The sequence below is a fragment of the Myxococcus qinghaiensis genome, from assembly GCF_024198215.1.
In the GTDB taxonomy this organism is placed as follows: domain Bacteria; phylum Myxococcota; class Myxococcia; order Myxococcales; family Myxococcaceae; genus Myxococcus; species Myxococcus qinghaiensis.
On the sequence record NZ_JAKCFA010000002.1, the window covers coordinates 480,853 to 494,128 of the forward strand.

Genomic DNA, 13,276 nt, shown 5'->3' on the forward strand with positions numbered 1-13,276 from the left:
CGTGTCGAATGAACTGATGAAGAATCCGCAGCACGTCTTTGAAGTGGTGGAGCTGGATGATGCCATGCTCACCAACGTGGTGGGCGGCCTCGCTGATGCCCCCGTGGTCGACGCCGACCTCTACTGCCCTACCACGAACTCGGGTTGCAACTTCGTTGCCGGCTGTGGTGGCAAGGGAGCCTGATTGAAGTCCCGTCGTTCGCGACGGCACGAAGCAGAGCCGCCGGGTGCAGCATGCACCCAGGCGGCTTTGCTGTTTCCTGCGTCTGAACCAGGGCGGCTTCGACGAGTCTGGCGGAAGGGGCCCGGCACCGCCATCCAGGCGCCCCATTCTGACCTTGTCCGCGCGTCGTCCCGTTCGAAGTGCCCGTACCGCGTGAGGCATCACGCCGCGGACTTGTGCTCCACGCTGTGCTCCAGCTGGGCAAGCACGAGCTGCGCATAGAACCCCTTGCGCGCGAGGAGCTCCTCATGCCTGCCCACCTCAAGCACCCGCCCCGCCTCCATCACCACGATGAGGTCGGCGCGGCGGACGGTGCTGAGCCGATGGGCGATGACAATGCGCGTGCAGCACAGCGAGGCCAGGGAACCCTGCACCTGGCTTTCGGTGATGGCGTCCAGCGCACTGGTGGCCTCATCCAGCAGCAGCACGGCAGGCTTGCGCACCAGGGCTCGTGCCAAGGACAGCCGCTGCCGCTGACCTCCCGACATCGACAGCCCGCGATCCACCAGCAGCGTGTCGTACTGCATGGGCATGCGGAGGATGTCCTCGTGAAGATGGGCCAGCTTCGCCGCATCGACCACGCGCTCCAAGGGGATGTCCGGATCGTTCAGCGTGATGTTGTCGCGCAACGACGAGTTGAAGAAGGCTGGCTCCTGGAGCACGGTCCCCAGCTGGCCGCGCAGCGCGCGCAGGTCCAGGTGGCTCAGCTCAACGCCGTCGTAGAGCACGCGTCCGCTCGTCGGCAGGTGCAACCCCATCAAGAGATTGGCCATTGTCGACTTCCCCGCCCCCGAGCGCCCGACGATGGCCACCATCTGCCCCGGCTCGATGCGCAGCGAGACGTCCTGGACGACGAGTGACGACGTAGGACCATAGCGGAAGCTCACCTTCTCCAGCTCGATGGCGCCCTGGAGCTTCAACGTGGCCCCCGCACTCCCTGGCGGCTGCTCGGGACTCGTATCCAGCACCTCGTTGATGCGCTCCAGGTAGCCCCCCAGCAACTGGAACTGTCCCGCCGTGCCAATCAGGCTGGACAGCGGCATGAGCAGCGCCCCCGCCAGCGCATTGAGGCTCAGCATGGTTCCCAGCGTCAGTTGCCCTTCCAGCACCTGCCAGGCGCCCACACTCAGGAGCAGCAGCGGCGAAGCCAGGCGCAACATGCCGATGACCGAGTCCAGCCACAAGGTCAGCCGCCCCCGTGCCAAGGAGACGTTCAACACGTCCACGAAGAGGTGTGAGTAGCTCTCCACCGAACGCCGCTCCACCCCGAAGGCCTTCAGTGTCTGCATGCCCGTAAGCATCGACATCACGTAGCCCTGGTTGCGAGCGTCCAGCTCCAGGCTCTGGGTCAGCAGGCTGCGCCGTCGTTCACGTGTGCTCACGAAGACGAGCACCTGGGCCAACCCCAGCCCCAGGACAATGAGCCCCATGGATGGGCTGGCCGTGAGCAGGAGCACCAGATAGAGCAGCACCAGGGTGCCATCCAGCACGGTGGAGATGGCGGTGGAGGAGAGGATCTCCCGCACCGTGGTCTGGACGCTCATGCGCATCATGAGGTCCCCCGCTGGCCGTAGCTGGAAGAAGGAGTACGCCAGGTCGACCAGGTGATCCAAGAACCCCAGCGTCATCCCGGAGTCCAGGCGCGCACGCAACTCCAGGAGCAGATGTCCTCGGATGATCGACGTCAGCAACTGGAAGACGACGAGCGCGGCCAGCGCCACGGACAGCACACCGAGGAGATGGTAGTCGCCACGCGGTACCACCCGGTCCACCACCATGCCCATCAGTGCCGGCACAGCCAGCGCGAAGATCTGCAGCGCCGCCGACAGCACCACGATGCGCCCCAGCGTATCTGACTGCCCGAGCAACGGCAGGAGATAGCGAAACACGCCCTCGCGCTCGGCGGCGAGCTTCTGGAAGTCCTCGGCCTTCTCGAAGAGCAGCACCACCCCCGTGAAGTGCTTGCCGAAGGTCTCCAGCGCAAGCCGACGAGGTCCCTGCGCCGGGTCGATGAGGTGTACCGCGCCCCCTGCCATCCTCTCGAATACGACGTAGTGATTGAAGCCCCAGTGCAAGATCGCGCCCGTGGGCAGGAAACTCAGCCGATCCAGGTCGAGGGAGACCGCCCGCCCGCGCAGCCCCAGGCGACGCCCTGCGTCCAGCAAGGTCCGGGCGGTGATGCCGTCACGACTGGAACCCGTGACCTCTCGCACCGCGTCCAGGCTCATCTCGCGGCCGTGGTAACCCAACACCATGGCCAGGCAGGCGGCTCCGCAATCCGTGGCCGACAACTGCCGCACTTCGGGGAGACGACGCTGGGTCAACCTGGGCTGCAGGCGCTTCAGGGCGGGAAATCGCTCCAGGAGGCCACGCTTCGGCCCAGAGGGCATCTGTTCAGTCATCATGGGGAAAGAGCGCCTTCAATCCAGGAATCAATGTCAGGAGAATGGGCTCGACCCGGACCGCGGCTTCGGCTCGCGCTGGCATGCCATCGAAATAGCCAAAGATGCGTCCATCGCTGGTGAAGGTGTGCGAGGGCACGCGCGCCCGGACCAGGACGATGGGCCCAACGGTCTTCACAGCGTCGGCCTGGTCCTGCCCCAGATAGCGCTGCAGTTCATTGGGGCCAATGATCTGGTCGCCGACGGTCTCGATGCGCAGCTCGTGGTAATCGTATCGGAAGCCATCCAACTCCACCCGGAGAGTCATGCCTGGCCGAAGGAAGGGCCGGTAGTAACCGGGGAGGAAGGCAAGGAGATGCACGGACGCATCGTCATCCGCGAGCGAGGCCACTCGCGTGCCCGACGCGAGGAACTGGCCCGGCTGGATTCTCAAATCTCCGACCACGCCCGCCACGGGAGCTCGCAGGGAACGCGCCTCCAGGCGGGCCTGCGCGAGTTCGCGCTCGGCGCGGAGTGTCGTCAAGGCCTGACGCGAGGACTCATCCAACGGGTCCCTCATGTAGCGCACGAGGTGCAGTTCGAGCTCGCGCTGGAGGCGAGCCAGGGTGTTACGCTCTTCTTCGGCCTGCAATGTCACCAACGGCTGTCCCGCCACGACATGCTGACCGGGTTGGACCTCGATGGCGGCCACCACTCCGCCGCTGGGCGCCGTTACCTCCGTGCGACGATCCAGTCGAACGAGCGCGGGCCCGGAAGCGAACTCGGAGATGGATCCCAACAGGCAGAAGAGCCCACCTCCGAGCAGGAGCGCGGCCAGCAGCCAGTAGGTCCACCGCGTCCAGGAGGGTGCCAGATGGAGCACATCTCCCTCCTGGCGACGGTAGTGTCGATAGTACTCGACCGCCTGCTTTCGAAAGATGGATGGCTTTTCTTCCACGGTGCTCTCTGCTCCTCCCAACGGCGCGGGTGAATCCACCGGCTGGGGAACTCGTTCAGGGATTGTGCGGTTCGGACCGAACGCGCGCATCTGCGTGCCCGAGCCGCTCTCCTTCGACCAAGGACACTCGCACCACGGAGCCCGCGGGAAGGGCGAACTGCTGCCCCTCCAATTCCAGGCTCGTCAGGGCAAACACCATCAAGGAGGCCACATCCACTTCGGGCGCCACCTGGGTCACCTTGCCCTGGAGCACCAGGCCCTGCTCGGGCACCGTCACCTGGACAGCCGTCCCCACGGACACGCGTCGCACCTGGGAGGCGGGAATGGCGAAGCGCGCCTGCGGAGCGCCCCGGCGCACCAGGTGGATGAGAGGTGTCCCCGCTTGCACCAGCGCACCCGGATGGATGAATCGGCTCGCGATGACGCCATCGAAGGGCGCGCGAATGAACGTCTCCGCCACCCGCTGACTGAGTTGCGCCACCCGGGCCTCTCGCTCCTGCACCTTGCTACTTGCCACTTCCAACTGCGCCGCTGCCATCCGCTGCTCGTAGCGCGCGGTGGACAGCTCCTCTTCGGAGATCGCCCCCGTGAGGACTTGCTGTGACGTGTCGCGCCGCTGGAGTCGTTCCTTTGCCTGCTCCAATGCCACACGGGCCACGGACTGCTCCGCCCGCGCGGAGAGGAGTTCCGCCTCCGCGATGGTCAGTTCCTGGCGCACCGACCGGGCCTCCAGCGTCGCCACCAGCTCGCCTTGGCGCACCTCGCTCCCGACGTGAACCTTGACGTCTGCGACCCGCCCATCGATGAGAGCGGCCAGGTTCACGGAGACCTCGGCGATGACGACCCCCAAGAAGTCGCCCGTCTCGCTCGTGCGGGAACTGTTCGGGCGCTCGCCTTCGCTGAGTCTGGGAGTCGCCGCGACGTTCTCCGGTGTCGGCCGCCGCCACGTTCTTCGGGCGGCGAACACTCCGCCAAGGGACGCCAGAAGGACCAAGCCCAGGACTCCTATGGACGCGCGTGAGATCATCTGTTGGCGGACTATACGGGGCATGCTTCTCTTCCCGTAACGACGCGCAGACGGCCGACAGACGCCTGGTCAATACCTCGAATAGCAAGCGAGGCACCGGGCATCCCGAAAGTCTCGCCATGACTTTGAATGAATGGCTTTCTCTCGCCTGGGAGGCAAGCAGACGTAGTTTCGGTCTGGAGCCCTGTATGTGAAGGAGGCGGGCGCACGAGCGCTCCCGCGCTCCGCGAGGGCACTCAGCCTCAGCCGCCACGCGGGAGCAGCTCGCGGAGGGCCTCGCCCACGAGCTCCGTCGCGCTTCGTGCCGCCGTCTCCAGGGTGTCCCGGATGCGACCGAGCGTGGCGGGCTCCACGCCCTCCAGCGCGCTGAGCGCGGCGCCCACCTGCTCCGAGTGCTCGGGCGCCGCCAGTTGCGCGGCCAGGAGCGAAGCGGCCTCCTGGGGCGGAGCTCCGACACGCAGCAGGGCCACGGCGGCGCAAGCAGCCACCGCGGGGCTCTCATCCTTGAGGCGCTGGCGCAGCGTAGCCACGGTGGACAGCGAGGACAGGCGCCCCAGGCCCAGCAGGGACACCGCCTCCAGTCGAACAGGAGGCAGGGGGTCCTCGGCCGTCTTCAAGAGAACCGGCTCCAGGGACACCAGCTCCGGCGCGGGCTTGCCCTCGCGGCGCCCCTCCTCCAGCAGGCTCCGGAGCGACATCAGCGCCAGGTACTGCCGCGCGCCCTCCGCACGCTTCACCTGGTCGAACAGCGCGGGCAGGGCCAGCTCCGGCGCGGACGAGGCCAGCGAGCCCAGGGACTCCAACGCCGCCCCCGCCACGGGCTCGGCATCGTCGAGCACCAGGAGCAGGCAAGGAAGCAGCGACACCGCCGCCGTACCCACACGACCCACGGCCCCGGCGGCGACCCGGCGGACCGAGGCCTTCTCATGGACCAGGGCCTCCTCCAACACGCCCAGCGGCAGCGGGTGCGACCGGTAGAGGTTCGAGACGAGCAGCGCCGCCTCGTCCAGCTCGGGAGCGTCGGCGTTCATCCCCGCCGCCGCCGTCAGCACCGCCTCCAGCGCGGGCTGGGCGAGCCGCTCCTGCGGCGGCCACCAGGACGTCTGGAGCAGGCGGAGGATGGGGCCATGCACGGCCGAATCCGCGCGCGCCAGCTCCTTCACCAGGAGCCCCGCTGCGTGCTCCCGGACCGCCCCATCGTCCGCGCAGAGCGCATCCCCCAGCACCTCGAGCGCGTGCGCCACGTCCTTCGGGGCAGCGGCGGAAAGACGGGACACCCACTCATCCAGGGGACGGACTCGGTTCACCAAGGCTCCTCGGGGAGAGGCATCGAAGTAGCAGACCCGCCGCAACATTCCCAAAGTTTCGCTTCGTCCCCGGATGCTACCGGTGACCTCTCCAGGACGGAATGCGCGTCCACGAGGAGCAGGCGATGAAGGGATGGAAGTGGATGCGAGGGATTCTCGGAGCGGCGGCACTCACCACCCTGGCGTGTGGCGCCCATGCGGGAAGCGCGAGGATGACGACGAAGTCCGACGCCACCTGCACACCCCAACTCCATGGCGCGGGGCTCTTCACCACGGGGGCCTGGGACTTCTTCATGGCCTTCTCACCCGACCAGCGCCGGGTCCTCTTCGGACGGGCCGACAATCGCTTCGAGCAGTACACGATGTACGAGACGCGGCTCACGGACGATGGATCCTGGTCCCAGCCCGAGCGCCCCCGCTTCGCGGCGGAGTGGAGCAACGCGGATCCCCATCTGTCGCCCGATGGGCGCACCGTGTACTTCATCTCCAATCGCCCCCTCCCCGGCGAGTCCGGTGCCCGCACGTCGTACGACATCTGGGCCGCCTCGCTGGACGCGCACGGAGCATGGGGAGACGCGCGACGCCTCCCCGCCCCCGTCAACGACGCGAGCCTCGACGAGTGGTCACCCGCGGTCGCCGCCAACGGCAACCTCTACTTCGGCGGCGAGCGCACGGGCACCCACGGCGGCAGCGACCTCTGGGTGTCACGCTGGGTCGACGGCGCGCACCAACCGCCGGAGAACCTGGGCGCGGCCATCAACACGACGGCCCACGAGCTGGAGCCCTGGATTGCTCCGGACGAGAGCTACCTCCTCTTCAGCGCCCTGCGCCGCCCGGAGGGACTGGGCGGCTACGACCTCTTCCTCAGTCGCCGGGTGAATGGCATCTGGGAGCCCGCGCGACGCCTCTGCGAAGGGGTGAACTCGAGCGCCAGCGACTACAACCACAGCGTGTCCCCCGACGGGCAGTGGCTCTACTTCAGCAGCACCCGCCCCTTCACCGGTGACGTCGGCGAGCGGTTCGACACGCCGCGGGATGACCGCTCGATTGAGGGAATCGGCGGTGGCACCGGCGACATGTACCGCATTCCCATGCGCGCGCTCGGGCTGGAGCTCCCCCGCCCCTGATGAGGTTGGACATCCTCAACGTCCGTAGGGTCAGCCCTCCTCACTGCGCGACTGGCGCGAGCGCGGCCCGGATGAGCACCAGGGCCCGCTCGCGAATCCGCGCCGACAGGAAGTCCTCCCCCGTGGCATCGAGCGAGCGACAGGCGAGCGGAAACGCCTGCTCCAGGTCCACGCGCACGTCGAGCACGACTTCGTCGAGCAGCGACTCGACCTGGTCTCGTCCGACCTTGGACATCGCGCTGGCGATTCGCGCGGGGTTGACCAATCGCGCGGACCAGTCCGCGAGCGTCTCCACCGAGAGGGCCTGATGGGGGCTCCACGCCTCGCTCTCGTCGAAGCGGCCCTCGCTGAACTCGTCGATCTTCCGTTTGACGGAGGCACGCGCGCTGGGGGAGGCGCGCAGCTCGCTCTTGATGACCAGCCCCTCCGCCACGTTGCCGGAGAGGGGCGGCAACCCCAACAGGTGGGGGACTCGCGTCGGATACCGCGTGGGGACGCTGTCCATGTCTCCGCGAGTCCCTCGTCGAAGCACGGGTGGCGTCATCAGCCCCGCTTCCCTTGCCGCGGCCTCCAGCTCCGGGTGGGCCAGCAAAATGCCCTCGTCTTCGTCATCCCGCACGAGCAGGACGTCGAACGGAGACCAGCGCAGGTCCGGCGCATACCAGATGCCCGTCTGCACGGCGGACAGGCCCGGCACGGGCGGCACCTCGGGATGCGGATAGTGCCCGCCGAAGAGCTCCCCGTAGAAGTACACCGTGCCGCTGGTCGCCCCCAGCGCCTGTGCCATCCGCTCCGCCGCATAGCCCAGCTGCGCCCGCACGAGCTGCCAGCCGAAGAAGGACTCCTCCTCGGTCAGCCACGCCTTGCGCTTGCCGAACCACGCCTGTCCGGCGCGCACGGCGATGACGAGCTGCGCGCCATGAACCTTCTCCAGCGCGATCCACGGGCCACCGGGGCTGGCGACTGACTTCGGCTCGCCCGCCGCGGGCATCTTCGCGTACGTCCGAAATGGAGGAGGCTGTGCCATGCCTGGAAGAATGCCTGAAGTGCCCGGGCCGCGCTGCCGTCACACGGACGCGGCAAGGGACGGGGGCGACTTCGCCTCGCCCCTTCGCACGGCTCCCGGTGACACGCCCATGAAGCGCTTGAACGCGCGACTGAAGGCCGCCTCGGATTGATAGCCCATGCGCGCCGCCAGCTCGCCCAGCCCGGGACGCTCCTCCTTCAACGCGGTATGCGCGACGTACATCCTCCACCGCGCGAGGTAGTGCATGGGCGGCTCGCCCACCTGCCGGGTGAAGCGCGCGGAGAACGCGGAGCGGGACATCGCCACCCGCGCGGCGAGCGAGGCCACCGTCCACGGCTTCGTCGGCTCGCGGTGGATGAGTGCGAGCGCGCGCCCCAGCTCCGGGTCCTGGAGCGCCCCCAGCCAGCCCGTGCGCGCGCTGGAGTCCTGCGCCATCCACTCCCGGAGCGCCTGCACCACCAGCACATCCGCCAGTCGGGTGATGACCGTCTCGCCTCCGGGCCGCAGCTCCTTCGCCTCGGCGGCCATGAAGCGCAGCGTGCTCTGGAGCCAGTCCATGCGCGGTGAGCCGGAGGGCTCCACGCGGATGAGGCTCGGCAACAGGGTGACCAGGTGCTGGGCCGCGGGATGGTCCAATCGCACGGCGCCACAGATGAGCGTCGTCGGAGCCCCGCCCCCACCGTGACGGAGGACGGAGTAGCGCTCGCTCACGAGCTCCTCGGGGAGCTCCTCCAGCTTGCGCGTGGGTCCACCGCGCTCGCTCGACAAGCGGTGCCCCTCACCATGCGGCACCAGCGCGAACGTGCCCGGCTGGAGCAGCTGGTCCTCCGCGCCGTCGACCTCGAGCCAGCACTGCCCCGAGGTCACGACATGGAACATCAGGCTGCCCTTCATCACCGGCAGCGACAGCCCCCACGGCGCCGTCAGCTCCGAGCGGCAATAGAACGTGCCGCTCATCCGCAGGAAGTGCAGCGCCTCGCCGAGCGAGTCCACCGGGGGCATCAGGTCCGTCATGCCCCCAGTATCCGCACCCGCCCTCCCCTTCGTCCAGCCATTCCTGGACGAATGAGCATGAACCAGCGACTTACCATCATTGAGAGTCCCGCCCGAAGCCTCGATATTGGACTTCAGGCAAGCCAATGCCGCCGGGGCCCAGGGCCCCATGGAGGACACATGTTGACGGTGATGGGAGCGACCGGGAACACGGGCAAGAAGGTGGTGGAGCTGCTGCTGTCGGCCGGGCAGGAGGTCCGGGCACTGGGCCGCTCCGAGGGCAGACTCGCGGAGCTCCACGCACGCGGCGCGGAGGTGCTCGCGGGAGACCCGAGCGACGCCGCGTTCCTGGCGAAGGCGTTTCGCGGCACCGACGCCGTCTACACCCTGCTGCCCGCGGACCGCGAGTCGCCGGACTACCACGCGGACCAGCGCCGCAAGGGCGAGGCCATCGTCCAGGGCCTGAGGGACAGCGGCGTGCGCCACGTCGTCTCCCTGAGCAGCCTGGGCGCGGAGCAACCCTCGGGTACGGGACTGCTCGCCACGCTGCACGCGCAGGAGGAGCGGCTGAAGACGCTGAAGGACACGAACGTGCTGCTCCTGCGCCCGGTGTCCTTCTTCGAGAACTTCTTCGACGCGCTCCACGTCATCGAGCACCAGGGCGTCAACGCGGACTCCGTGGATGCGGACCTCGCGATTCCGATGATTGCGTCTCGCGACATCGCCGACGTCGCGGCGAAGGCGCTGCTGCGCCGGGACTGGAAGGGACTGGCCATCCGCGAGCTGCTGGGCCCCAGGGACCTCAGCTATCGCGAGGCCACGCGCCTGCTCGGAGCGCGATTGGGCAAGCCCGGCCTCGAGTACGTCCAGCTCGCCCCGGCGGAGATGACCCAGGCGATGGCGCAGGCCGGAATGTCAGAGACGTTCGCCGGGCTCTATGTCGAGATGACGCGCGCCTTCAACGAAGGCCGGGTCCTCCCACGAGAGGGGCGGACCGAGGCCAACACGACGCCGACGCGGTTCGAGGACTTCGTGGACGAGCTCGCGCTCGCCGCCACGGGGCGGTGACTGGGAATGGGACGGATGATGGAGCTGGTGCTGGGAGTCCTGACGTGGGTGGCCGTGCTGGGCTGCGGACTGATGGCGGGCGTGTTCTTCGCCTTCTCGACCTTCGTCATGAGCGGCCTGACGAAGCTGCCCGCCGCGCGTGGCATCGCCGCGATGCAGGCCATCAACGTCTCGGCGGTATCGGGCCTGTTCATCGCGGCCTTCATCGGCACCGTGCTGGCCTGCGCGGGGCTGGTGGTGTCGTCCCTGGGCACCTGGAGCGAGCCGCTCTCCCAGGCGCGAATCCTGGGAGGCGCGGTCTTCCTCGTCGGGAGCTTCGCGGTGACAGCGGCGTTCAACGTGCCGCGCAATGACGCGCTGGCCGCACTCAACCCGGACAGCGCCGAAGCCGCCGTCGCGTGGGCCCGCTACGTGTCAGGCTGGACTGCGTGGAATCACGTGCGGACGGTGGCGTGCCTCTCGGCGACGGTGCTCCTCACGCGCGCGCTTCGCTGAAGACTCAATCGACCTTCGCCACGCGGTTGCGGTCGCCGAGGAAGTCCTCGACACCCTGGGCAATCGCCTTGGCCACGTCCGTCTGGTAGGCGCTCGTGGCCAGGCGCTTCTCTTCATCCAGGTTCGACAGGAACGCGGTCTCCACGAGGATGGCCGGCATCTTCACGCCGAGCAGCACGTAGAACAGCGCCTCCTTGTGGCCCAGGCCCTTGATGTCCGAGTACTTGTTCGCCAGGGACGTCACCAGGCTGCGCTGCACCTGGTTGGCGAGCCGCGAGGACTCCTCGGTGTTCGCCTTCGTCGCCAGGTCCGCGAGGATGAACTGCAGGTCGCTGATGCCCTTCTCGGACGACGCGTTCTCCCGCGCGGCCAGCCGGATGGAGTAGCGGTCCGCCGAGGTGTTGAGCGTGTACGTCTCGATGCCGCGCAGCTTGCGGCTCGTCGCGGCGTTGCAGTGGACGGAGATGAACAAGTCACCGCGCTCGGTGTTGGCGAACTTCGCGCGGTCCTCCAGGCGGATGAACCGGTCATCCTCGCGCGTCAGGACGACCTCCAGCCCACGCTCGCGCAGCTCGTCCGCCAGCTTGAGGGAGATGGAGAGCGCCACGTCCTTCTCGCGCGTCCCCTCCTTGCCGATGGCCCCCGAGTCGTGTCCGCCATGCCCCGGGTCGATGACCACGCGCCGCACCTTGAGCCCCAGCTGCTCCGCCAGCGTCAGCTCCGCGCGGCGCGACTGCTTCGCCACCGCCTTGAGCCGCGCCTGCGCCACCTCGTCATCCACCGGACGGGTAATCGGCTTGGGCGGCTCGACCACCGCGACCTCGACGCTCTTCGGCGCCTCCACCGCCTTGGGCTTCTCGGAGACGACCTGCGCGACGTGGACGGGCTCGGGCTCCGGGCGACGCTCCGGCAGACGCGACGTGGAGACCTTCGACGATGCCACCTCGACGGGAGTCCCCACGGGCTTCGAGGTCTCCACGGGCTTCGACGCCATGGCGACAGCGGGGGCCTTCGACGACTGCTCCTTCGCGGCCAGCGCGGCGGCGACGGCTTCGTCCAGCCCACGGCCCTCACCGGACGACTCACCGCTCACGGGAGCGCTGGGGTCCAGGCGGGGAATCATCGGGGACGGCTCGCGGGCCAGCTTCTCGATGGCCCCCACCAGCGCGGAGGCAGGGCGCTCCGACGACGTCTCGACCCTGGCCACCGCCGTGGCCTTCTCCTCCTGCGCGGGCGCCTTGACGGGCGTGGCGGGCCTGGCGCGCGACGGAGCCGGCGCGGCGGGCGCGCCCTTGGGCGTCGGGAGCGAGGCCAGCAGCGCCTTCATCTCCTTCGCCTGGTCGCCCTTGCTGTTGGAGGCGAGCATGTCCGTCAGCACGCGGCGAGCGTCCTCCGGCCGGTCCATCCGGTGGACGTGGATGCGGGCCAGGGCCAGCGCGGCGTCATCCGCCAGCCGGTGCTTCGGGTAGTCGCGGCTCAGCTTGTCGTAGTCCGCGATGGCCGACTTCAGGTCCTCCTCGACGAAGGAGATGCGGCTCAGCTCCTGGAGCAGCTCTCCCGCGGTGAAGAGGGCGTCGGGGGCGCGCTCGGACTTGGGGTGGCTCTTGGCCACCGCCTCGAACTTGTGCACCACGTTGAGCCAGTGGTGGCGCAGCTTGCGTCGGGCCGCGTCGTCCTTCAGCGCGTAGTAGGCGCGCCGGGCCCCCTGGTACGCCGCCTCGGCCTCATCCCGCTTCGCGGCCCCGACCGTGCCCGGGACGAGCAACAGCAGCATGGGCAGCGCGAGCAACAGGCGTGGGCACATGAAGAACCTCCGGCGAACTGGGAGCTACAGGCGTGTGTCACACGGCCCCACGTCACCGGCAACTTTTCGGCCCCCGCCGCACCCGCTCAGCGCAGCCAGCCCAGCACTCCCGCCAGGTCCTGGTCGATGACCCGGGCCCAGCCGGGCTCCCTGGGCACCACCGCCGCGAGCACCTTCGTCCCGTTGCGCACCGGCGCCCGGCCCGGACGCACCCTCGCGCGGACCTCCATCTTCACGTCCTGCCGGAAGTAGTGCGCGGGGAACACCACTTCCCCCCGAGCCTCCGGCAGCGGCCCGTCCGGCGTCAGCCACACCAACGCGCCCAGTCGCAGGGGCTCCACCTCCGAGCGCACCAGCCGCCGGGCCTCGCGGGTGAACATGGCCACCGCCCCGAGCGCGCCCAACGCCAGGCCGAAGGGCAGCCACCCCATGCGCGACGCACGGGCCCGCGCGAAGGTCGCCTCCCGGGGACGGCCCGGCGCGGCCGGGTCCACCAGGAGCTTCACCACCGCGCCGTGCCCCAGCCCCTCCGCGTACTCCGCGAAGGTGCGGACGTCCGACACGGAGTGCTCCACGTTCTCGAAGGTGTAGAGGACCTCGAGCAAGCCCTCGGCGCCGTCGCGCTGGTCCGTCGGCGGAAGCCGCGTGGCCACCAGCACGCCGTCCACCTCCTCGGCCCGCGCGTTGAAGCCGTGCTCCTCCACGAAGAAGCGCCCCGCCCAGGTGGCCCCGGCGCCGAGCAACGCCATGAAGGCCAGCCCGAGCACGGCGTCTCTCGCGAGGCGCCCCACCGCGCCGGGGACCTGCGTCAGTCGCACCTTGCGAGGTGCATGCGGAATGGCGAGCTGCATCGGCCCGACAGCCTA

Annotated in this window: 12 protein-coding genes; 4 read left to right on the top strand and 8 right to left on the bottom strand. The window is 69.0% G+C overall.

Going from position 1 to position 13,276, the window contains the following annotated elements; translation table 11 throughout:
* Window position 1 precedes the first annotated feature (1 nt).
* Window positions 2-184 carry a hypothetical protein gene (locus LZ199_RS04470; protein ID WP_253992387.1) on the top strand — a complete coding sequence of 61 codons (183 nt, stop codon included), beginning with the start codon at window positions 2-4 and terminating at the stop codon, window positions 182-184.
* A gap of 200 nt (window positions 185-384) precedes the next feature.
* Here LZ199_RS04470 and LZ199_RS04475 read toward each other — a convergent pair whose 3' ends face one another.
* The 4 genes from LZ199_RS04475 to LZ199_RS46620 form a co-directional block, all read right to left on the bottom strand.
* Complete coding sequence (locus LZ199_RS04475) at window positions 385-2,628, bottom strand: peptidase domain-containing ABC transporter (protein WP_407667165.1); 2,244 nt, start codon at window positions 2,626-2,628, stop codon at window positions 385-387.
* The gene (locus LZ199_RS04480; protein ID WP_253992388.1) at window positions 2,618-3,562 is read right to left on the bottom strand and encodes an efflux RND transporter periplasmic adaptor subunit; all 945 of its coding nucleotides are present in this window, start codon (window positions 3,560-3,562) and stop codon (window positions 2,618-2,620) included. The genes LZ199_RS04475 and LZ199_RS04480 overlap by 11 nt, the downstream gene beginning before the upstream one ends.
* A gap of 55 nt (window positions 3,563-3,617) precedes the next feature.
* Window positions 3,618-4,613 carry an efflux RND transporter periplasmic adaptor subunit gene (locus tag LZ199_RS04485; protein WP_323389187.1) on the bottom strand — a complete coding sequence of 332 codons (996 nt, stop codon included), beginning with the start codon at window positions 4,611-4,613 and terminating at the stop codon, window positions 3,618-3,620.
* A gap of 218 nt (window positions 4,614-4,831) precedes the next feature.
* On the bottom strand, window positions 4,832-5,866 hold the full coding sequence (locus LZ199_RS46620) for a HEAT repeat domain-containing protein (RefSeq protein ID WP_253992390.1): 1,035 nt from the start codon (window positions 5,864-5,866) through the stop codon (window positions 4,832-4,834).
* Between the two features lie 155 nt (window positions 5,867-6,021).
* Here LZ199_RS46620 and LZ199_RS04495 point away from each other — a divergent pair, with 155 nt between their 5' ends.
* Complete coding sequence (locus LZ199_RS04495) at window positions 6,022-7,023, top strand: Xaa-Pro aminopeptidase (protein WP_253992391.1); 1,002 nt, start codon at window positions 6,022-6,024, stop codon at window positions 7,021-7,023.
* A 40-nt stretch (window positions 7,024-7,063) separates the two neighbouring features.
* Here the strand turns inward: LZ199_RS04495 and LZ199_RS04500 are convergent, their stop codons facing one another.
* The gene (locus tag LZ199_RS04500; RefSeq protein WP_253992392.1) at window positions 7,064-8,050 is read right to left on the bottom strand and encodes an RNA ligase family protein; all 987 of its coding nucleotides are present in this window, start codon (window positions 8,048-8,050) and stop codon (window positions 7,064-7,066) included.
* 39 nt (window positions 8,051-8,089) lie between these two features.
* Window positions 8,090-9,064, bottom strand: a complete 975-nt coding sequence (locus LZ199_RS04505) for an AraC family transcriptional regulator (RefSeq protein WP_253992393.1) — start codon at window positions 9,062-9,064, stop codon at window positions 8,090-8,092.
* A 159-nt stretch (window positions 9,065-9,223) separates the two neighbouring features.
* On the opposite strand from LZ199_RS04505, the gene LZ199_RS04510 reads away from it, so the two are divergent.
* Both LZ199_RS04510 and LZ199_RS04515 read left to right on the top strand, forming a co-directional pair.
* Complete coding sequence (locus LZ199_RS04510; protein WP_253992394.1) at window positions 9,224-10,111, top strand: NAD(P)H-binding protein; 888 nt, start codon at window positions 9,224-9,226, stop codon at window positions 10,109-10,111.
* Window positions 10,112-10,126: 15 nt separating this feature from the next.
* Entirely contained in the window at window positions 10,127-10,606 is a 480-nt protein-coding gene (locus LZ199_RS04515) for an anthrone oxygenase family protein (RefSeq protein WP_253992395.1), read from the top strand.
* A 4-nt stretch (window positions 10,607-10,610) separates the two neighbouring features.
* Here LZ199_RS04515 and LZ199_RS04520 read toward each other — a convergent pair whose 3' ends face one another.
* Window positions 10,611-12,410, bottom strand: coding sequence for an N-acetylmuramoyl-L-alanine amidase (locus LZ199_RS04520; RefSeq protein ID WP_253992396.1), 1,800 nt, complete (start codon window positions 12,408-12,410; stop codon window positions 10,611-10,613).
* Between the two features lie 86 nt (window positions 12,411-12,496).
* Window positions 12,497-13,261, bottom strand: a complete 765-nt coding sequence (locus LZ199_RS04525; RefSeq protein WP_253992397.1) for a DUF3592 domain-containing protein — start codon at window positions 13,259-13,261, stop codon at window positions 12,497-12,499.
* Window positions 13,262-13,276 lie beyond the last annotated feature (15 nt).

Coding starts and splice junctions, on each gene's coding strand:
- LZ199_RS04475 (WP_407667165.1), bottom strand. CDS start 2,628: ATGATGACTGAACAGATGCCCTCTGGGCCGAAGCGTGGCCTCCTGGAG.
- LZ199_RS04485 (WP_323389187.1), bottom strand. CDS start 4,613: ATGCCCCGTATAGTCCGCCAACAGATGATCTCACGCGCGTCCATAGGA.
- LZ199_RS04495 (WP_253992391.1), top strand. CDS start 6,022: ATGAAGGGATGGAAGTGGATGCGAGGGATTCTCGGAGCGGCGGCACTC.
- LZ199_RS04500 (WP_253992392.1), bottom strand. CDS start 8,050: ATGGCACAGCCTCCTCCATTTCGGACGTACGCGAAGATGCCCGCGGCG.
- LZ199_RS04505 (WP_253992393.1), bottom strand. CDS start 9,064: ATGACGGACCTGATGCCCCCGGTGGACTCGCTCGGCGAGGCGCTGCAC.
- LZ199_RS04510 (WP_253992394.1), top strand. CDS start 9,224: ATGTTGACGGTGATGGGAGCGACCGGGAACACGGGCAAGAAGGTGGTG.
- LZ199_RS04515 (WP_253992395.1), top strand. CDS start 10,127: ATGATGGAGCTGGTGCTGGGAGTCCTGACGTGGGTGGCCGTGCTGGGC.
- LZ199_RS04520 (WP_253992396.1), bottom strand. CDS start 12,410: ATGTGCCCACGCCTGTTGCTCGCGCTGCCCATGCTGCTGTTGCTCGTC.
- LZ199_RS04525 (WP_253992397.1), bottom strand. CDS start 13,261: ATGCAGCTCGCCATTCCGCATGCACCTCGCAAGGTGCGACTGACGCAG.